This is a genomic window from Amazonocrinis nigriterrae CENA67, from assembly GCF_016056305.1.
Taxonomy (GTDB): domain Bacteria; phylum Cyanobacteriota; class Cyanobacteriia; order Cyanobacteriales; family Nostocaceae; genus Amazonocrinis; species Amazonocrinis nigriterrae.
This window is the reverse complement of the sequence record NZ_JAECZC010000015.1, coordinates 49337-69612: the sequence shown is the minus strand read 5'-3', so window position 1 is coordinate 69612 and position 20276 is coordinate 49337. Positions and strand designations below refer to the sequence as shown.

The 20276-nt window shown below is 38.7% G+C and carries 25 protein-coding genes; 7 read left to right on the top strand and 18 right to left on the bottom strand.

All coding sequences use genetic code 11. The annotated features are described in order from the left end of the window. Positions 1-20 precede the first annotated feature (20 nt). The 7 genes from I8748_RS11085 to I8748_RS11060 all read right to left on the bottom strand — a co-directional run bounded on the left by I8748_RS11085 (position 21) and on the right by I8748_RS11060 (position 6607). Positions 21-269 carry a HypC/HybG/HupF family hydrogenase formation chaperone gene (locus I8748_RS11085; protein WP_198124634.1) on the bottom strand — a complete coding sequence of 83 codons (249 nt, stop codon included), beginning with the start codon at positions 267-269 and terminating at the stop codon, positions 21-23. A gap of 88 nt (positions 270-357) precedes the next feature. Then, positions 358-2724 carry a carbamoyltransferase HypF gene (gene hypF / locus I8748_RS11080; protein ID WP_198124633.1) on the bottom strand — a complete coding sequence of 789 codons (2367 nt, stop codon included), beginning with the start codon at positions 2722-2724 and terminating at the stop codon, positions 358-360. Positions 2725-2778: 54 nt separating this feature from the next. Next, the gene (locus I8748_RS11075; RefSeq protein WP_318781208.1) at positions 2779-4062 is read right to left on the bottom strand and encodes an NHL repeat-containing protein; all 1284 of its coding nucleotides are present in this window, start codon (positions 4060-4062) and stop codon (positions 2779-2781) included. Positions 4063-4141: 79 nt separating this feature from the next. Then, the gene (locus I8748_RS11070) at positions 4142-4978 is read right to left on the bottom strand and encodes a NifU family protein (RefSeq protein WP_198124632.1); all 837 of its coding nucleotides are present in this window, start codon (positions 4976-4978) and stop codon (positions 4142-4144) included. 106 nt (positions 4979-5084) lie between these two features. Next, the gene (locus I8748_RS35030) at positions 5085-5309 is read right to left on the bottom strand and encodes a hypothetical protein (protein ID WP_225896380.1); all 225 of its coding nucleotides are present in this window, start codon (positions 5307-5309) and stop codon (positions 5085-5087) included. A gap of 8 nt (positions 5310-5317) precedes the next feature. Further along, a complete protein-coding gene (locus I8748_RS11065; protein WP_198124631.1) occupies positions 5318-5557 on the bottom strand; it encodes a hypothetical protein in 240 nt (79 codons plus the stop codon). Positions 5558-5629: 72 nt separating this feature from the next. Next, positions 5630-6607, bottom strand: a complete 978-nt coding sequence (locus tag I8748_RS11060) for a hypothetical protein (RefSeq protein WP_198124630.1) — start codon at positions 6605-6607, stop codon at positions 5630-5632. 1185 nt (positions 6608-7792) lie between these two features. Here I8748_RS11060 and I8748_RS11055 point away from each other — a divergent pair. From I8748_RS11055 to I8748_RS11035, 5 genes are all read left to right on the top strand, one after another. After that, a complete protein-coding gene (locus tag I8748_RS11055) occupies positions 7793-8755 on the top strand; it encodes a hydrogenase small subunit (RefSeq protein WP_198124629.1) in 963 nt (320 codons plus the stop codon). Between the two features lie 82 nt (positions 8756-8837). Further along, positions 8838-10433: a nickel-dependent hydrogenase large subunit gene (locus tag I8748_RS11050; RefSeq protein WP_198124628.1), complete on the top strand. Its 1596-nt coding sequence runs from the start codon at positions 8838-8840 to the stop codon at positions 10431-10433. A gap of 382 nt (positions 10434-10815) precedes the next feature. Then, the gene (locus tag I8748_RS11045; protein WP_198124627.1) at positions 10816-11061 is read left to right on the top strand and encodes a type II toxin-antitoxin system Phd/YefM family antitoxin; all 246 of its coding nucleotides are present in this window, start codon (positions 10816-10818) and stop codon (positions 11059-11061) included. After that, positions 11058-11456, top strand: coding sequence for a type II toxin-antitoxin system VapC family toxin (locus I8748_RS11040; protein WP_198124626.1), 399 nt, complete (start codon positions 11058-11060; stop codon positions 11454-11456). The genes I8748_RS11045 and I8748_RS11040 overlap by 4 nt, the downstream gene beginning before the upstream one ends. Positions 11457-11643: 187 nt before the next feature. Continuing rightward, positions 11644-12066, top strand: coding sequence for a hypothetical protein (locus I8748_RS11035; RefSeq protein ID WP_198124625.1), 423 nt, complete (start codon positions 11644-11646; stop codon positions 12064-12066). Between the two features lie 133 nt (positions 12067-12199). On the opposite strand, the gene I8748_RS11030 is transcribed toward I8748_RS11035, so the two are convergent. The 4 genes from I8748_RS11030 to I8748_RS36260 all read right to left on the bottom strand — a co-directional run bounded on the left by I8748_RS11030 (position 12200) and on the right by I8748_RS36260 (position 13887). Beyond that, positions 12200-12919, bottom strand: a complete 720-nt coding sequence (locus I8748_RS11030) for a hypothetical protein (RefSeq protein ID WP_198124624.1) — start codon at positions 12917-12919, stop codon at positions 12200-12202. A 62-nt stretch (positions 12920-12981) separates the two neighbouring features. After that, positions 12982-13188 carry a hypothetical protein gene (locus I8748_RS11025; RefSeq protein WP_198124623.1) on the bottom strand — a complete coding sequence of 69 codons (207 nt, stop codon included), beginning with the start codon at positions 13186-13188 and terminating at the stop codon, positions 12982-12984. A 316-nt stretch (positions 13189-13504) separates the two neighbouring features. Next, positions 13505-13711, bottom strand: coding sequence for a DUF6887 family protein (locus I8748_RS11020; protein WP_198124622.1), 207 nt, complete (start codon positions 13709-13711; stop codon positions 13505-13507). Then, on the bottom strand, positions 13711-13887 hold the full coding sequence (locus tag I8748_RS36260) for a DUF6888 family protein (RefSeq protein WP_404800300.1): 177 nt from the start codon (positions 13885-13887) through the stop codon (positions 13711-13713). The genes I8748_RS11020 and I8748_RS36260 overlap by 1 nt, the downstream gene beginning before the upstream one ends. A 96-nt stretch (positions 13888-13983) precedes the next feature. Between I8748_RS36260 and I8748_RS11015 the strand changes: the two genes are divergently transcribed. After that, on the top strand, positions 13984-14451 hold the full coding sequence (locus I8748_RS11015; RefSeq protein WP_198124621.1) for a hydrogenase maturation protease: 468 nt from the start codon (positions 13984-13986) through the stop codon (positions 14449-14451). Between the two features lie 109 nt (positions 14452-14560). On the opposite strand, the gene I8748_RS11010 is transcribed toward I8748_RS11015, so the two are convergent. The 4 genes from I8748_RS11010 to I8748_RS10995 all read right to left on the bottom strand — a co-directional run bounded on the left by I8748_RS11010 (position 14561) and on the right by I8748_RS10995 (position 17446). After that, positions 14561-14938 (bottom strand): hypothetical protein, encoded by a 378-nt coding sequence (locus tag I8748_RS11010; protein WP_198124620.1) that lies wholly within the window; start codon positions 14936-14938, stop codon positions 14561-14563. A gap of 17 nt (positions 14939-14955) precedes the next feature. Beyond that, entirely contained in the window at positions 14956-16242 is a 1287-nt protein-coding gene (locus tag I8748_RS11005) for a SagB/ThcOx family dehydrogenase (RefSeq protein WP_198124619.1), read from the bottom strand. Beyond that, complete coding sequence (locus tag I8748_RS11000; protein ID WP_198124618.1) at positions 16226-16678, bottom strand: ankyrin repeat domain-containing protein; 453 nt, start codon at positions 16676-16678, stop codon at positions 16226-16228. The genes I8748_RS11005 and I8748_RS11000 overlap by 17 nt, the downstream gene beginning before the upstream one ends. A 171-nt stretch (positions 16679-16849) precedes the next feature. Continuing rightward, entirely contained in the window at positions 16850-17446 is a 597-nt protein-coding gene (locus tag I8748_RS10995) for a CBS domain-containing protein (RefSeq protein ID WP_198124617.1), read from the bottom strand. 1261 nt (positions 17447-18707) lie between these two features. Between I8748_RS10995 and I8748_RS10990 the strand changes: the two genes are divergently transcribed. Continuing rightward, complete coding sequence (locus tag I8748_RS10990; protein ID WP_096557466.1) at positions 18708-18917, top strand: TOBE domain-containing protein; 210 nt, start codon at positions 18708-18710, stop codon at positions 18915-18917. A 102-nt stretch (positions 18918-19019) separates the two neighbouring features. On the opposite strand, the gene I8748_RS10985 is transcribed toward I8748_RS10990, so the two are convergent. From I8748_RS10985 to I8748_RS10975, 3 genes are all read right to left on the bottom strand, one after another. Then, complete coding sequence (locus tag I8748_RS10985) at positions 19020-19271, bottom strand: FeoA family protein (protein WP_198124616.1); 252 nt, start codon at positions 19269-19271, stop codon at positions 19020-19022. Positions 19272-19377: 106 nt separating this feature from the next. Next, positions 19378-19677 (bottom strand): 2Fe-2S iron-sulfur cluster-binding protein, encoded by a 300-nt coding sequence (locus tag I8748_RS10980; RefSeq protein ID WP_198124615.1) that lies wholly within the window; start codon positions 19675-19677, stop codon positions 19378-19380. Between the two features lie 164 nt (positions 19678-19841). Further along, positions 19842-20213 carry a HesB/IscA family protein gene (locus tag I8748_RS10975; RefSeq protein ID WP_198124614.1) on the bottom strand — a complete coding sequence of 124 codons (372 nt, stop codon included), beginning with the start codon at positions 20211-20213 and terminating at the stop codon, positions 19842-19844. Between the last annotated feature and the right edge of the window lie 63 nt (positions 20214-20276).

The window sequence follows — 20276 nt, the reverse complement described above, 5'->3', positions numbered from 1 at the left end:
GAAGAAGAGAAAGAAGAATTTTAATTAGTAATTTCTGCTAGTTCTTGTAATAGTTTTAAGGTTTCTGCGGCTTCTTGTTCGTTAATTCTATTCATGGCGAAGCCAACATGAACTAATACCCAATCTCCTATACATGCTTCTGGAGGATGTTGTTCGTCAACTATGCAGGCAATATTTACTTGGCGTTTGACTCCACCAATGTTGACGATGGCTAATTTGTGGTTGGCGTTAGTTATTTCGATGATTTGTCCGGGAATTCCTAAACACATTTTTATTTTCCTTTTTGAAGATGAACGAACCGCACCAGACGCAGAGGGCGCAGAGAAAAGATTTGTTAAGAGAAAGTGGTTAATATTATTAATTATTCATTAATTGGGCGGCTGTAATGATGGCTTGTCCTAGAGATAAGCTGCCGTCATTTGCAGGAAGTAAGCTCTGTGTTAGTACATCAATTTTTAAGGATTGTAGGCGGTTGGTTACTTGCTCTAATAAAATAGTATTTTGAAATACTCCTCCTGTGAGGACAACTTGATTAATCAGATTTTCTTGACGAAGGATGTTAACCATTTCTACTATGGCATTGGCTAAACTGATATGAAATTTTGTAGCTATAATTTTTTTAGGAATCTGCTGCTGTAAGTCATTTAGTAAAGCTTGCCACATGGGGGCTGGATCTATACAGTAAATATTATCTAATAAACTAAATTTAAAATGGTATTTTTTGGTTTCTTCACAATTATTTAATTTATTAATATCCACTAGGGATTCCATTTCAATAGCGGCTTGTCCTTCATAGCTACATTCTTCTAGACAAATGCCAATGGCTGCTGCTAATGCATCGAATAACCGTCCTACTGAAGAGGCTGAAGGTGAGTTAATTCTTTTTTCTATAAGTTGATTGATGAGTTTGAGTGGTTTTTGTTGCAAAAGTTTTACAACTTCTAACTCGGCATATTGTTGTTGACAATTATTCCAAAGGTTAGCGGCGAGTAACTGGGCATAGGTATTACGCCAAGGTTGATAAATTGCTTGTTCACCACCAATCATTGCCACAGGTTTAAATGTTGCTAGGCGCTGGAATTGGCGATAATCTGCTAATAGAAATTCTCCACCCCAGATTGTACCGTCTTCGCCATAACCTAATCCATCTAAAGCAATACCTAAAACTGGTGGCGAATCTAAAGGAATTGCATTTTCTGCCATACAAGCAGCAATATGGGCGTGATGATGTTGGATGGAATACAGTTTAATTTTATTGGCTGATGCTAGTTCTTTACCAAGTTTACTTGCAAGATATTCTGGGTGTTTGTCGATGGCTATGGCATTTGGCTGATGTTCAAATAAATTTAAGTATAAATTCAACGTATCTTGATAAGCATTAAAAGCCGCAGCGTTTTCTAAATCTCCCAAATGTTGAGATAAAATTGCTTTTTTCTCTTGTAATAAGCAAAAGGTATTTTTTAATTCGCTGCCCATTGCTAAAATTGGCGGCACATTCTCAAATCCTGGCGGTAAACTAATAGGCGCGGGTGCGTATCCTCTAGCACGGCGAATTGTTTGCACTTTATCGCCGACAACTCGAACAACAGAATCATCTACTCTATTGACGATCGCCCGATTATGAAGGAGGAAATAATCAGCTATTTTGCCTAGTTTATCTCGCACTTCATCATTATTAATACATTGCGGTTCATCGGAAAGATTCCCACTTGTTAAAACAATTGGGCGGTTCATCCGCTTAAGAATTAAATGATGTAAAGGCGTATAAGGTAACATGAAACCAAGGGTATTTTGCCTTGGTGCTACTGAAGATGCAATTGAATATTGAGTATTTAGCAAAGAATAAACTGTTTTCTTTTGCAGTAAAACAATAGGTGCAGCAGGACTTGTCAATAATTCTTTTTCTTTAGCGTTGATGTTACAGTATGCTTCAATTACTGATATATCCCGCGCCATTAAAGCAAAGGGTTTATGATAGCGCTTTTTCCGCTGGCGTAGTTTTTGTACAGCTGTTTCCTGTGTTGCATCGCAAGCTAAATGAATACCACCTAAACCCTTAATTGCTACAATTTCCCCTCTTTGCAATAAGGTACAAACTGCATCAACATCATCCAGCATAGAGAACATCGACGCGGTGACAGGTTTACCGTCAGCACGTTCTAACCAAGCTTTGGGCCCGCAGATATGGCAAGCTATAGGTTGGGCATGAAAGCGACGATTTTCAATATTGTGGTATTCCTTTGCACATTCGGGACACATGCTAAACGCAGACATACTGGTATTGCATCTATCATAAGGAATGGTGCGAATAATACTCAGACGCGGGCCGCAATGAGTGCAGTTAGTAAAAGGGTAGCGGTAAAAGCGACTAAAGGGGTCAAAGATTTCTTGTTGGCATTGTGGACAAGTAGCAGCATCAGGAGCAATTTCTGTTTTAATAGCATTATTAACACTATTAGAAATTACAAAATCATCAAATTTAAATTCACCTTTATAAACAGTTCGTTTCAGTTGTTGAATTTTAGCCAACGGCGGACATTCTTGTTGTAATTTAGTAATAAATTCTGTTAAAGCTTCTTCACTACCAGCTACTCGAATTAAAACACCTTCACCATCATTACAAACATCTCCCCGTAACCCATAGGCTTTAGCAAGACGATATACAGTAGGGCGAAATCCTACCCCCTGAACAGTACCACGAACTCTAATTTCCTCAATCGCCATAAGCACCTAGGCTACTACTTTTATTTCCTTTGTGTCTTAGTGACGGCAGTCGCTTCAAGTCGGCAAAGCCGACGACAGTCGCCTCAAGTCGGGAAACCCGCCCACGGCGCTGTCTCCCCAACGCGCTGCCTCGTCTTTGTGGTTAATTTTTTCATCGAACCTCCACAACAAAACTCGATTATTTCCAGAATCAGCTATTACAGCAGTGTCACCACATATTTTTATGCCATAACACCAATTGAAACTATCTCGCTTTGGCAATCCAAAATTGCGATTTTCTCCCTTACTTTGAAAATTTAATTGTCCAGCGATCGCATCCGCCACCGCACCCTGTAATGATAATATTGATGCTGGCTTTCTCCATCCTAGCAACCGGGAGTTAGCAGTATCTGCAACTATCAGCCAATCACCTGCAACCCCAACACCATAAGGCATACTCAAACTACTACCACTAGGGACATAATGCCCTTGATTCATTTCCACAAAATCAAAGCTTTTTTGTCCTAACACCACAGCACAAGGGGCATTATTTTCTGTTGGCATTCCTTGCCAAATCATCACACGATGATTACCTGCATCAGTAACAACTAAATTGTCTCCCCAAAAGGTAATATCATGACACCAACGCATACTCGCCGCAGTTGGAGAACTGCCCCCGTTTTCATTACGAGATATCATATCTGGTTGTCCCAGAACTAAATCGGCTGGTTGACCATTTTCTGTCGGCATTTGATGCCAAATTAATACCCGTCGATTGCCTGTATCAGCAACAAATAGCCGCCCTTGATGATAAAAAATGCCGTAAGGCCAATGCATTGTATTGGCTGATGCTGCTTGATTTCCTCGGTTTGGTTCGTTTTCAGTAAAATTAGCTTGCCCTAACACCAAATCTGCTGGAACATTGCTATCTTCTGGTAAATTTTTCCAAATTAAAATTCTATGATTCCAAGCATCTGCTACTGCTAATCCTTTTTCACAAGCACAAATTCCAGTTGGTACACTCAGAGTTGCCTTTCCCAATTTGCCTTTAGCATTTTGTCCTTCATGGTAAAAGTCTGGTTGTCCAATTACCCAATCAGCGCTTTGACTATCTCTAGTAGGTAAATTACGCCATCCCAATAAACGATGATGCCCTGTATCTGATACCCACAATGATCCATTTGTGAATAAACAAGCACCACGAGGGCCAAACATTGTTGTGGGACTAGGCGCTAGCGGTATTGCTAATATTTCTGGTTCTAAAATATTACCTAAAATTACCTCTGCACCTTTAGGTGACAAAGGTAATTTTTGTAAATTAGCTGTGACTTCTGAGGGTAATTTTGGTGTAGGAGTAATCACAATATGATATACAAAAACCGCAGTTAACGCTGTGAAACAAATGTATGAGGAATTCCAATTTGAAATTACCTTTCTCTCATTTTATTTTTTTTACAAAAACCTTCTCCCCTTTAATCTTTACTGGATGTGACTGTAAACGAACATCAGCAGCAGTTAGGCATTCACCAGTTAGTAAATTATATTGGAATCCATGAGAAGGACAGGTAATAATACCATTTTCTACCTTACCTGTATCTAGAGGAGATGCTAAGTGAGTACAAGCATTAGAGTAACAGGTAACCTTCTTGCCTTGACGATATAAAATTAGTGAATGACCAACAAGTTTTTTTACCAATACGCCAAAATCGGGAAGTTCTTCAATATTTGCTACTTTGACCCAAGTAGAAGTTATTTGTGGAGAAAATGGACTGATTAAACCAGAATTGGTTTTGTGGACAATAGAAGTGTTATTAACAGCAATTACTTTGGTGATTTCAGAGCAATGGTTTTTAATTGCCTGTTCTACTCCTTGAGATAAAGTTAAAGTTGAAGCCGGACAACTGCTGCAAGTTCCTATTAACCTAACTTCTACAGTATCTGGTGGTTTAAAAGCTACCAGTTCTATATCTCCGTTATGACTTTTTAAACTTGGGCGAACTTCCTCAAGGGCTGTCTGAATGCGTTCTACAATGGGTGGTTTGACTAGTTCATGGTAAAGCAGTACGGCATACACTACTTCATCAGTAACAGCAAGACGCAAAGCTGACATTGATTCTTGCTTGAGACTTTTAATCAAGCGTGTCAAAGCTTCTTTATGTAAAGCTTCAATTGCCGTTTTTAGACCTACTGCTACGCATCTTTGGCTTTCATCCCACTCGGATATAATTGCTTCAAATCGGTTAATTTCTTGAATAAATTCTTCGAGGTTGGTCATTAGTCATTGGTCAGTGGTCAGTGGTCAGTGGTCAGTAGTCAGTGGTTAGTGGTCAGCAAGTAAATAAAATATAATAACTAACAACTGACAACTAACAACTAACACCTCATTTCATTTTGAAATCCTTGAGAAGAAATGGCATCATTATGCCAGTTGCTAAGCTAGACAATGTTATTGGTAAACAAAAGGGAATATCAACTTGAGCTAGCAATACTAGTAATAGAAAACCAATGCTAGTGCCAATTGCAGTTTGTCGAATAAAATGCATGGGGTCGCGTAATAGCTTTCCTTTAAAAAATAATTTTGCGGAAAACCACCCTATTTCTATCATGCTACCTCCTAATAATTTGATAATAAAGTCAGTAAAATAAGTCCTAAGAGTATAGCAGGAATTGCACCAGCAGGAGCAAATAATGCACCAAGCATTGCTGAAAAAGAATAACCTATATCTTTACCTGCTAATATTATTCCGCCAATAGCACCGCCAATCATAGATACAACTGTTGCCAGTATTAACCATAATAATCCTGTTGTTAGGTTCAAGTCACCATCTGCCATATTTGTAAGAAAATTACTCATGTTTAATTACTCAAAATATTACTCATGTTAGTTGGGAATTGGTAATTGGGAATTGAATTGAAAAAATATCAGTTATGACTCATAATTTTTGAATTCTAATTCTAATTCTTGTAATGCTTGATTGACTATTTCTGCTTGGTCTATCTGTTGATATTGTGTAAATATTTCTCTAGCTTGCTGATAGTAATTACGCGCTTGTAATAAATTGTGATAATTACCTTTTTCTGGTTTTTCGGGGTCGTCGGGTAAGTTGAATAAAGCGTTGGCTTTGTTAGAAATTGTGTTAGCGTACTCTAGAGGTGTGTCTTTAGGGTTACGCACTTTGAGTGCCTCGTTATAAGCTGCGATCGCCCGCAAATTGTTCTCTACAGGATGGGAACTCACTAAATATTGCAAAGCGTTGCCCAAGTTATTTTGCAACATGGCATATTCTCTAGGATGATCAATCAAATTAATATGCTTCAGTGCTACTTCAAATGACTGTACTGCTAACCCCTGACGCAAGTATTCTGTGTGTGACGCCATGGGCATCGAAAGGTAAGCGATCGCAATATTGTTATATAAAATCGCGTATTCCTGCGGAAAGTCCTGCCAGGTAAACACCCGCAACGCTTCATGATAAGCTTGGATACTGTCTGTCATCCGTGCCAAATTGAAAGGCACAAGCGACTGCAATACCAGCCCCAAGTTCATCTGTGCCTCTGCCACTTCTTCAGGGGAGGCTAATTGTTGTAAAATTGGCAATGCCTCTTCATAACTTGCCTTGGCTTGCAGTAATAATTCAGTTCCGCCATCCGGAATTGCCTGCAACGTCCCTGCCATTCCTGCTTTCGACCTGGCTTTGAGTAGGAGATACTCCTCACCACACATTTCATACGCCCGGTAATATAGCCCAACTGCATTTCGCAAGTCTTGGGCAGTTTTGGGCTTTTTTTGAAAGCCTTGTGCCATCTCGATCAGCATTTGGATTTTTTCTTCTGGCGTTGCTGACTCCGATGCCATAGCGGCGATCGCTGCTTTTACTGCTGAATCTGTAATGCTAGGGGTCATAATTACCGTAACTCTAGCTGTTGGAAAATTGAGTCTATCAACGCCCGCGATCAATCAAGACACGCGATCGCGTCTTCATCAAGGGCTATAGCATTTACGCAGGCTTGAGTCCCTTAGTGGAATTCCCCTTTTTTGTCTAATTGAGACTGGTGACTGGTAAGCCAGCGCAGTCTTGCCAAGTAAGTGACGTGAGATGCAATCATGGGAACTAACGTCACCCGAAGGGCGACTGAGGATTAGTAGAAGAGTTTATCTCATCCCCAATAAGCGAATCAATTTTTGACTATAAAACAATCTATTGATAAAAATCTAGAGTGGAATTGCCAATGTTAATGTCAAGTTTAAGTACCTAATATTTTTTTTACCAATCGCCATATCTTTTCTCCAACAATACTAAGTAACAAAGTAGGAAAAGTGGGAAAAGTAGGAAAGGTAGGATATTTTAGTTTTACTGAAAAATAATAAAAATTTAATGTTATTATCACTGGTATCAACTTAAAGCGAACAAATTTATGGAAGAACAAAAAAACTATGTAATTAGCAGCACTAGTAAATTCAGAGGAACTGGACGAAGCATAAATTCCAGCAATAATAGCAGGATTTACACGAGAATTTTGGGATGAACTAGGGAAATAATACTACTTGATCAATCATTACAATAATGATATTATTTCACAAGGTCAAACAACGCGATACACCTGATTCGCTTATAAAAGTTGATAAAAATGTGAATATTTAAGTTTGGCTGAGTTCAGTTAATAAGCCACAGATACGCGACTTATTTAAGTAAGTCGCGTATCTTGTTAAGAGTGTATTGAAATTTCAAGTTTTTTTCCTTCAAGAGAATATTCATGTCTGTTATAACTATCACGTCTTTTAGTAAAATTCGTTGTAGATGTAATACCATTTCACGAAATAACTGATACAGATACATGGGTAGGGGCGTATAGCTGTACGCCCCGGAGAGTCGATTTATATCTTGCAAATATTTTTGGAATTGGTATAACCTTTTTACTTATTGATTTATTTCTTGAGATTTAGGAAAAAGATTAATTTATATTTAATTAAATTTAAATAAATCAAAAAATACCTTATGTTGAAAAATAAACACTCATAAACGGGTGATACTCTACAAGCTTTATCACCTAGATCATGCATGGTAAACAATAGAAAAATGTGTAGCTGATGACTAACGTACTCTGGCTGCAAGGTGGTGCTTGTTCAGGTAACACCATGTCATTTCTCAATGCCGAAGAACCGACAGTCTGTGATTTAATTGCCGACTTTGGTATTAAGGTGCTTTGGCATCCCTCCTTGGGATTGGAACTAGGCAACAACTTGCAAACACTGCTGTGGAATTGCATATTGGGCAAAATTTCCCTCGATATTTTGGTATTTGAAGGTAGCGTTGTCAACGCCCCCAACGGCACAGGCGAATGGAATCGGTTTGCCGATCGCCCGATGAAAGATTGGTTAACAGACCTTGCCAAAGTTGCGAAATTTATCGTAGCCGTGGGAGACTGTGCCACATGGGGAGGAATCCCCGCCATGACACCAAACCCCAGCGAATCACAAGGATTGCAATTTCTCAAGCGTACTGAAGGCGGCTTTTTAGGCAAAGATTTCGTTTCTCAAGCAGGACTACCAGTGATTAACATCCCTGGATGTCCTGCACATCCCGATTGGATTACGCAGATATTAGTAGCGATCGCCACTGGACGCATCGCCGACATCGCCTTAGACGAACTACATCGCCCCCAAACCTTCTTCAACACCTACACCCAAACAGGTTGTACTCGCAACGTCCACTTTGCCTACAAAGCCTCAACCGCCGAATTTGGTCAGCGTAAAGGTTGCTTATTCTACGACTTAGGGTGTCGCGGCCCCATGACTCATTCCTCCTGCAACCGCATTTTGTGGAACCGCGTCTCCTCCAAAACCCGCGCCGGAATGCCTTGTTTAGGTTGCACAGAACCAGAATTTCCCTTCTTTGACCTCAAACCCGGCACCGTATTTAAAACTCAAACAGTGATGGGCGTTCCCAAAGAATTACCCCCAGGAGTGAAAAAGAAAGACTACGCCTTACTCACAATGGTTGCCAAAGATGCAGCCCCAGCTTGGGCAGAAGAAGACTTTTTTACAGTTTAGTCAGTGGTCAGTGGTCAGTGGCAACTAACAACTGACTACTGACAACTAACAACTAACAAATAACAACTAACAACTAACAAATATGCCAATTCAAACATTAGATATATCGCCCGTTGGTAGAGTTGAAGGCGATTTAGATGTGCGTGTGGAAATCGCAGATGGATACGTCGTCAATGCTTGGACACATGCTGAACTTTTTCGCGGATTTGAAGTTATCTTACGCGGCAAAGACCCCCAAGCCGGATTAATTGTCACACCCCGCATTTGCGGTATTTGTGGCGGTTCTCACCTGACTTGTGCATCGTGGGCATTAGATACAGCTTGGGGAACAGAAGTTCCACGCAATGCAATTTTAGCGAGAAATTTAGGTCAAATTGTTGAAACAATTCAAAGCATACCTCGCTATTTTTATGGTTTATTTGCCATTGATTTAACTAATAAAAATTACCGCAGTAGTCGCTTCTATGAAGAAGCTGTGAGGCGCTTTGCTGCTTTCACTGGCAAATCTTACGAATTAGGTGTCACAATTTCTGCCAAACCTGTAGAAATTTATGCTCTTTTAGGTGGACAATGGCCTCATTCTAGCTACATGGTACCCGGCGGCGTCATGTGTGCCCCCACCCTAACAGACATTACCCGCGCTTGGGCGATTTTAGAATATTTCCGCACCAATTGGTTAGAACCAGTGTGGTTAGGTTGTTCTTTAGAACGCTACGAAGAAATCCAGACATATGATGATTTTATGTCATGGCTAGATGAAGACATAAATCATCGTGATTCCGATTTGGGTTTTTATTGGCGCATGGGTTTAGATATCGGTTTAGATAGATATGGCGCCGGTGTTGGTAAATACGTCACTTGGGGATATTTAGCCCATGAGGATAAATATCAAAAGCCCACCATTGAAGGACGCAATGCCGCTATGATCATGAAAAGTGGAGTGTACGACAGTTTCACCGACACTCATACCTTGATGGATCAAAGCTTCACCCGCGAGAATACCACACATTCTTGGTACGATGAAGGCACAGCGGATATGCACCCAAGCGATCGCACCACTAAACCCATCGCCAACAATACCAAAGACTTTGACAACGCTTATTCTTGGGCAAGTGCAGTCCTACACAAAGACTTCGGGCGTTTGGAAGCTGGCCCTTTAGCACGTCAATTAGTCGCTGGTGGTAAACATGGAGAGTCTTGGCAACACTACGACGGCTTGATTTTGGATGTGTTCAAGCGGATGGGTGGTGCTAACATTCATGTGCGTCAGCTAGCACGAGTTCACGAACTTGTCAAGTTATATCGGCAAGCTGAACATTGTTTGCGCGAGTTCAAATTAAACGATCCTTGGTATATTAAACCCCAAGAAAAGGATGGTAAAGGTTGGGGTGCAACCGAAGCAGCGCGGGGTTCTTTGTGTCACTGGGTAGAAGTCGAAGGCGGTAAGATTAAGAATTACCAAGTGATTGCCCCTGGTACTTGGAATATCGGCCCCCGTGACGGTGAAGGCAAACGCGGCCCCATTGAAGAAGCGTTAGTGGGGACACCCATCTATGATCCTACCGACCCTGTAGAAGTTGGTCATGTGGCGCGATCGTTTGATTCTTGTTTGGTGTGTACAGTTCACGCCCACGATGCCAAGACAGGCGAAGAATTAGCGCGTTTTCGCACTGCGTAAAAGTTATTAATAGCTAATGCCTACTTGTTTTTTAGTTAGTCATTAGCTATATTTTTTACCTTGTTAGATATTGTGCGGTCATTAGAAATAACGAAGGCATAAGAGAAGAATTTATGACTATAACTATAGAAGCTGACCAACCTACTGGGGGATAGCTGTTGCGATAATGCAATACGGCTATATTTGAAATTGTTGGACATATTCTATCTGACCTCGGTTTTATTGGTATAAATACTGATGTATATTTTATATCACCACACTCAATAATAGTTCTTGCTTGTGCTGTAAAAATTTGCCACTGTCAATACACCAACAACAGCGATCGCCCTTGCACCTCCATGATAACTAAACTAAACTTAGTTTATAGACTTAGTTTAATTTTATGGAAACCGTAAATATTCATCAAGCTAAAACGAATCTCTCAAAGCTGTTGTCGCGCGTAGAACTGGGAGAAGAAATTATTATTTCTAACCGAGGCGTTCCCATCGCCAAGTTGGTGCCATTTCGCTCTTCATCAAATCGACTCAGTAGTCTAGGGCAAGATAGAGGGCGTTTTGTAGTGCCAGATGATTTCAACGCACCTTTGCCAGAAGAGATTTTGGCAGCGTTTGAGGGCGGTGAAGAGTGAAACTGTTGCTAGATACGCAGTGCTGGTTATGGTGGTTTACACAACCAGAGTATTTGAATGAGGTAGCAATCGCCCATATTGCTGATGAAACCAATGAATTATGGCTCTCAGTCGCCAGTATTTGGGAAATAGGGATAAAAGTAGCGATCGGCAAGTTACCCTTGGAAGACCCCCTAGACAGTTATATTTCTAGTAGGATGGCACTATTGAGAATGCGATCGCTGGAAATTACATCACCTCATGCTTTACGAGCAGCTGCATTACCACTGCATCACCGAGATCCTTTTGATAGGATGTTGATAGCACAGGCACAGATAGAAGATATGACGCTTGTAAGTGCCGATTCAATGTTCAATAAGTACGAAATTTCCCTACTTTGGGCAGCTAATTCCTGAAATTTAACACTTTAAAAGTTGCTTTTTACATGCACAAGATCAAATTGATACACAACCAACAGGTTTTGATAGTAATTAATTTATTGTCTAGTGCATTAGCCGTAGCGTAACACACTAAAACTTTCAGAAACGATGCGTTAGGCTTGCCTTATTGTCTCCAAAAAGCTCAAATTTACAAGGTAAGCTTGTGTCTGATATAGCGCTACATAAATATCTCCCTCGCCTTCCCGAAATAGCACTACAAGAATTTATTGAATGGTGTGTTTTAGAACAGGCAAAAGCAGCAGGATGTAATTTTACTCCAGAAACAAGTAAGTTAAATAACTTACCACCAACAGAATATGTTCCTAAACTTATTGATCAGTTTATGAAGGTCAAACCAGATCCAATTAAAGCAGGTTTAGTAGCTGCGATCGCTGGTAAAGAAGCTGACAAACATGGGTTATCTGGTTTAGCGATCATTGCTGATTTTGTATCACTTTATGTCAAGTATTTAATCCCTAAAGATGGAAATACGCCAGAACAAGCACAAGCAATATTAACTCAAGCATCACAACATCAGTGTGAGAAACTTGTTGAAATCGCCAAAAAACATGGTGTAGAGTTTTAGTTTCTACCAGATATTGATTTTTCAAAAAATCGAGAACTGATAGGGGCGGGTTTAAAAATATTATCAATTGTTAATTGATGAGCTTGGTGAACCTGCCCCTAATTTCACAATCTAAAATCTAAAATAGTAGCAATTATGTTTGTCGTAATGAAAAACGTTGTACCTCATTAGCAGTTTGTTTTCGTAAATCTATCGGTTCAATATCAATTATTTCTAGCCAAATTACATTAATTGGCATCATCACACCATCAACACCTGCACTGATGTATGGATATTTTATATCTATAGAATCACTATTAATAGCCCAATGCCCATTTTTTCTATGTTTCAGAATTTCACCTACATAAGCAACTAAGTTATCATATAAATTGCTTTGTATTTCATTAATTCCATAAGCTTCAGCTTTTTTGGATATAATATCCAAACTCATATACGAGAAATCAAGCTGCCGATGATTAATTTGTAGCTGTTCTCCAAGCTCATGAATTAATTCATCAATGTGATTTATGAGTTCTACCTTATATTTTGAGTAATAATACCAATGAGCAACAGAATTACCTCGATTATTGGCACAATATTCTCTAATTTTTTGTGTCTGTTGAACAAATTTTAAAAAATATTCTTTTGGATAAATATCTCCTTTAGCAGGAGTACTAAGATCATTAGGATCAAAAACAAATAAGAATTTGTCATTAGGTAACTCATAGACTAGGGGCTGATCCTTATATCCAGTTGAATCAGTTACTTCAAAAAACTTTGTGAACTCTTCGTGCAGTTTTCCTTCAGATTCAATCAATTCTTGAACCTGTTTTCTCGTCAAACGCTTTTTATTGAGAGTTCGTTTATGTGCCATGATTGATAATAACAGATAAAAATAAGTATCATGAAGTTTTTACTAAATACATTCTTCTAGCATTACTCTTCTATTAATTGTTTCAGTTCGTTAATATTAGACGGAAACTTTAGCTCACCGTTTTGTTCTTCTCGCTGTGCTGTTTTGAAGTTTTCATATATTTCCTCTCGGCGTTCTTCTCGTAGATACTGTCTGAGTAGAAGTTGGAGTTCTTGCTTTTCTTCAAATGAAAGACCTTTGATTGCTTCTACCACATCACTGAAGCTCATAACTTAAAATACCTGTTTTGTTACATGTTAAATCTAACATGATCATTGTTTTTCCGGTCGAGGTATTGGGCGAATAGAATTCGCTACTACACAAACGAAGTCCGCCTCCGCGGACTAATAAAACATTAAGGGTTTTTAACCCACGTACTGCTTCGCAGAACCCGTTCACCGAAGGTGTTTTCGCAGGGTAGGGTAGGTGGATTTTGTATGTGTAGCTGCGACTTCTAGTCGGTAAAACAAGTCATAAATTAGACTTTTCAAACAACCTCTAAGCTAACTATAATAAAATCGATATTTAGCAATCAAAGTCTGTTACTTAACCTTGTTTATCACTAATTTGCTGACGAATAGCTGCTTGAATTTTACTGTCAAATTCAGGATCATCTATTGTAGTAATTACTTCGAGTCTTCGTCCCCGACGACGTTCTAAATAAGCTTGAAGTGCAACTTTATCTTCTCGATGCTTTATGAAATACTCTTTTAACTCTTGATCAGACATAGCAGTGTAATCAATTTGACTCATTAAAGCACCTCCCCATTTACAGTAATTTCAAACTCTATTTCCTCGTTTTGCCCTGCCAGTATATATAGATTTTGAGTCCGATCGTCAATGCAAATGAGGTGAATAGGCTGAAATATTAGATATGTTAACTGGTAACAGATTCGATATAAACCCTTCAATTGCGCGTTGGTAGGCATCCAACTTCCTAATTACCTGAAGAATATGTATTTAGTATACAGTTTTATTCCATAAGTGTGACTACATTCTATAGTTTAGAGAATCCTTAGCATGTCATGCTCACAATTATCGGTTGCGGAAATTTGAACCGCAGTGACGACGCTGTAGGCGTAATTATTGCCCAACGCTTACAAAAATATCTAGCCGAAAATCATCATCCTGATGTGCGAGTGTATGACTGTGGCACCGCAGGAATGGAAGTGATGTTTCAAGCTAGAGGTAGCAAACAATTAATAATTATTGATGCCAGTTCAACTAATTCAGAACCGGGTGCTATATTTAAAGTTCCAGGCAAAGAATTGGAAGCTTTGCCGGAACCTAGTTATAACTTGCATGATTTTCGTTGGGATAACGCTTTAGCCGCTGGACGCAAAATATTTCAGGATGACTTTCCCGAAGATGTGACAGTTTATTTAATTGAAGCGGCAAATCTTGATTTGGGACTAGAATTAAGCCCTGTTGTTAAACATTCCGCTGACCTGGTTTTTGAAGAGGTAGCTGCAATTATCAGACAGAATGTTTAAAATTAATACATCGATACTCTATTTTCATTGATTTGAGATTTGAGATGTGCAGAATGTGGGTGACAATTTCTCCCTTATCTTCCTCATCTTCCTCATCTTCCTCATCTCCCTATCCAGCCATATCACGGTAAACAGCGAGTTCATCTACTCTCATTTCAAAGGGTACACCTTGACCTTCTGGAGGACAGACGCGAATTTTAGCACTGGTGACAATTTTGTTGAGTAATGTCCCCATCGGCACAATTTTTTGTAAGACACGCCAGTTAGTAACTTGGTCGGGACATTCAATTACTAATGTCATGGCGCTAGCGTGGGTTGTCACGTACCACCGACAAGTAGATAAAAGATTTTGAATTGTGCGATCGCAAGCTTCGTAAAAGTACTTACTAATAGAATACTCTAGTTGCTGCCGCAAAATAATATCTGCCGATGTCGGCTGCATTGGATGAAATTCGTTACCATTAAATGAATACTTTCTTCTAGCCATCGTTCTTACCTTACTACTTAATTTCCAATTGCCATTGCATAGAGAACATCTTTAGTTGTTTCTAAGAATCTTTGAGTTTCGTCATCATAATAAGCACCAATTGCACTACATTGAATTGCCATATAGTTGCTACCCAGATAAACTCTTTGTCCGATAAAACCGGCTATTTGCATAGCAGTTTGATAACTTTTATAGTCAGACACAAAAAACAAAGTTACAGCACAATCTCTCGCTATAGCTTGATTTATGCATAAGTAACCTGTCTGCTCACTGAAATCACCAGCCTTCAGCAGATGCTTACCTTTATATAACCCTGGTGACATCCCCTCTACTCGATGCACAACCGAGTAAATTTCTATTTCCTCATAGTTCTCAGTCGGTAATGGCTGCTCAAGTTGCTGCCATATATATAAATATTCTTCTTGAGAAATACACTTTTTCCGGAAACGTCTACATGAACGTCTGTTGAAAATAGTCTGATAGAATTTATCTCGATCAAATTTCAACTGAGGCTGCTTGAGTTGCTGTTGGTAACTCTGCTGTACTGCTGTTGCTTTGTAGCTAGTTTCAATAAATTGATTCGCTTCAAAATAATCAGTAGCGCAGACAAAAGGCACCTTCAGCCTTAAGCGTCTCGTTTGCTTCTCTTGCGCTTTTCCCGAAATTGCACAAGCTGTAATAAACTCTTTATTCTCAAAACCTAAATCTGTATTGAGAGCAAGTTTATCGAAGTCGAAAATTAACTGTATATCCTTGCTATGAAGATATGCTGATGCAGCAATAGCACCTAAATGGTGTCCGCTATCCAAAAAGCAATATCTCAGGCTTCTGTCTTGATATTTCCAACTAGACCTATAATAAACGCAACTAATTAAAAAAATGAATCCGCTGATACATTTGGTCGGTATAATGTAACTCTCTAACCCATCATCAATTAATTCATAGATTAGTGTTAGACAATTATTCTCAACTTCTAGATGATATACACCATCTACCATTCCATGCACTCCGCGAACCTGTACATAAACTTCTGTGGGATAAAGAGCGCCTGCTGAGGGATTTACACGGAGTTTATAAGGCACATCCTTATATACTTTCTCAAGGGTGATAGCACTAGTCAACCAGATAAAAGAATGCACTGGATTATTGACATTTAATTGCACACGTCTATAAAATTTGGGATAAACTTTAAATGTAGACGGTTGAGTTGATGCATCTACATAATTAGGATTCATCTGCACTGATAAGTAAGAATGCTTGGTAGCATCATGATACGCTTTGCCTAGATTATTTTTTTGTAGCATTTTTCAGTATCCTTAAAACTTCTACATTACTTGCAAAATCTATCGCTTTATAATCATCTAAGTTTTGCAAATACAGATTAGGTTGATGTTGTAAAAGCAACTTGACTACTTCAGTTTTTCCAGCAGAAGCTGCATACATTAAGACAGTTGCACCATTATCATTTTGATTATCAATATTAATTTTTGACGACAACAGTAAAGTAATTAAATCGTAGTGATTGCCAAAACAAGCAAACCATAAAGCATTGTTTCCATCATTGTTTCTTGAATTTACATCTGCACCTGCATCAATCAGTTCTTTAACAACTTGGTAAATTCCTTCTCTTGTGGCTTTCATCAAAGCTGTATCGCCATTTTCACCATGCTGATTCAAATCTACAAAACTGTAACCTTTTGTTGTCAACCATTGTTTAGTAACATCTGTCAAATTATTCATATCTCTCGCCTCGTGTAAGTTTGCTCAACAAATAAAATGGTGGACAATGCCCACCATTCTTAAATAAAAGAATATATAAATAATTTTTGTTTGAATTGTACAAAATTCAAAACTAAAAGCTCAGATTTCCGACTTTTCAAAAAAGTCGGAAATCTCGTTGTTGAATGCGAGTTAACCAACAGCTACTGGTTTACGTTGCTCAGAGAATAACTCTCTTGCAGTTTTTTCTGGTTTTGGTGCGCCATAAAAACCTGCTTCTGCTTCGAGTTCATCTACTAAATCCCAAGCTTCAATTGCTCTTTTAGAATCAGGGCCATAGTTAGCAGAAACTGAACGAGCATTAGATATAGCTTTCAAGAGTTCTTTTCGCAAGAATAACAATTTTGGTTTTTCTAGAAAGTTTCCTTTATTGATAATATCTGTGACAGAAATAATACCAAGTAATTCACCTCGGATGACAGGCGCACGCCATACACCTGTGTTCGCAAATAACCGCGCCACATATTCTACATCAAGGTCAGGATCAACGACGATGCAGGGTTTGCTCATTATGTCATAAACATGCACCTCTTGTGGGTCTTTTCCATAAGCAACAACTTTGCCTACAATATCCATTTCAGTAACAATACCGTAAGCATCACCGCTGTTACGAGGTTCCACAATTAACGCCCGTAATTCTTTGAGCCTTAATAGTTTGACTGCTTCTGCTACAGTAGCGGAACCGCGAATAGTAGCTACATCTTGAGTCATGATTTGTTTGGCTCGCATAACTCTTGCTCCTTAAATTTTTTGCAAGTAGGGCAATTTCTAAACTGCTGCAATTCTTCCCAAACTGCATTTGCTTAGCTGCACTGAACGCCTATGCGCCTAACTCAAATTCAAGTTGAATTGTGAGGAATCGATATTTGCCACCTAAAAAAGCGGTTACGGAACATAGACACCCTTTTCCAGAAGTATTAAGTCCATTTCATACCTTAATAAATGTGGTTATTGATTGGGAGAAGATTTATGCATTTTCCCATTAATTATGTGTGTATGCTTTTTCACTGTCTACCCAATTTTTATGTTTAACCACTATTAAGATGAGAATGTCTTAGATAACCCTGTAATCGCTTTTTGCTGAAGTTTAGGTTCACTAGCAACAATTTAGCTTACCTATATATTATCACTCTGATAAGTTTAAATTATGAATCATTTGTTAAGATACCCAGACATATAATTACTTAAAATAAATTGAAAAAGCAACTAATTTTACAGTTATAAATCAAGAATTAAGATAGATACTTACTTACAAAAGTAACCTAATTAGCTAGCAATTATATGAGAGATGATTTATAAAGTAAACCTTAAATTGTAGGGTGCGTTAAGCGTTGCTATAACGCACCGATAAAAATGGTGCGTTACGGCTAATCCTCACTCTCTCAAACTCCGAAATCCTAGCAAACGCCGTAACACAACGGCAATAAAGCGAGAACTCAGAGCGGCGGCTTCCGCCGCTCTGAAGTTCGGTGGGGAGGAACATCCACACCGCTTTTTGCCTCCCCTACTTAATATTTACTTTATAAATAGGCTCTGAATGCTTGTCAATAAAATTAATCTATTACCTGATTGTCAAAAGATAGATCTATGCCACATTGATATTGTCTGTGGTTTGTAATTAAAATCAAGCCTCATAACTGAAATAAGATAGGATTTACACAGAGAATAATTAAAACCTTTATTTTCATATAGTGATAATTAATGAATTGCCGCTACAGCGTCTGGTTTTGTGTAAGTTTTATAGAAGTACTATCGCTTCTCAGTTTTACGTTGATGTCAAGATTATCAACATTTAGTAATAGTGTTTTAAACCTTGCTGAGATTAACTAAGTAGTATCTCGATATAATCTATCAAATAGAGGTGTCGCTATTGAAAGACATAGTGTATTAGATATATCTCTTAAAAAATTAAGAAATCTTGAATAATCTTATTACTAGTATCAAAGCTTGTTAAAGTGGCAAGTATAAATAACTAAAAGGAAATTAAAACATGGAAATTAGCGCTCGTAATTCGCTCAAAACCACAGTCAAAAAAGTTGTAACTGGTTCAGTCAATACTGAAGTGACTTTAGAATTAGCACCTGGAATAGAACTAGTGTCAATTATTACCAAATCATCAGCGGAAAAGCTTGGACTTGCGGAGGGCAAGCAGGCTTATGCTGTAATTAAATCATCAGACGTGATAGTTGCTGTTGATTGACAAATAGGCGACTTGCTTTTAAAAGCAAATCGCCCATAAAGCTTTTGAGTTTATTTGAGGGTGAATAAATATTATGGGCGCAAAACCTTGCGTCCATACTAATCAATTATCAATAATCCGAACATAAATAGCGCGGGCAACTTCTCGTTCTATATTCCAGGATATATTACCAATTTTGATGATTAAAGAAGGAAATTGTTGTTCTAAAGTGATGATAGTGCCTGTTGTCACGCCGATTGATGTTATTTTTGTATGGATTTTCTCATCTTGAATTTTGCAGAAAGTAACAATGCCTCGTTCTCCTGTTCTGAGTAATTCTAATGAGCAACCAATCACGCTAAAAGGAGTAAACATTTTAACAATAAAACATGAAGTATGAAGTATGAAGTAAATACATATACTTCATACTTCATACTTTGTTCTTTAATTGATTGCTAAGGATAGCAACCAAAGCGATCGCTTACACGAGATATGCTTCTTGATGTGTCTTAATCGTGCAATTAGAACGTGGTTTGCTAACACAAAGTAGAGCAAAACCTTTCTCAAGTTGCTCGTCATCCAAGAACAGTTGATCTTCTTGATCTACTTCACCTTCAACTACTTTACCTACACAACTTGAGCAACCACCTGAATGGCAAGAGTAAGGTAATTCAATACCAGCTTCTTCTGCTGCATCCACAATGTTTTGATCTTCATCAACTTCAATTGTGGTATCGAGGTCTTCTTTTTTGTTGATTAATCTAACTTGGTAGGTAGCCATTTTCCGATTCTCCTCAAATATACGATTCGGTTGGTTTCTCGAAGTTGTGCAATCTTTCCCACTCTTCGAGAAAAAGTGCGGAGCGCCTCAAATAATTAGTAGTTCGTAATTCGTAATTCGTAATTTTATTAATTACAAATTACCCATGAACAATTACGAATTATTTAGCTGCAAGGTACACCTGTAGGCGTGCAGTCACCTGCTTTAAACGACTTTCCGCAGCCACAGGTATCACTTGCATTTGGGTTAGTAAACTTAAAGCCGCTTTCTATTACCCCTTCGACAAAATCGATTACCACCCCTTCCAATAAAGGCGCACTTTTAGCATCCACATAAATCAGCACCTTGCCTTGCTCAATAACTAAATCATCTGGTTGGGGTTTGCTAGTGATATCGATCACATACTCGTAGCCACTGCAACCACCATCTTTTACAGAAATGCGGACACCTTTAGTTGCACCATTCTCGTCAGGAGCGGAACCTCGCAAAAATGCTCGCAAACGAAATTCTGCTTTTTCTGTCAAAGTAACGGTCATTAAGCCTCCTAATTTGTAGCGATTAATTGTTCTGGTTTCGGGTGTAGGTTTGTTAGCTGTCAG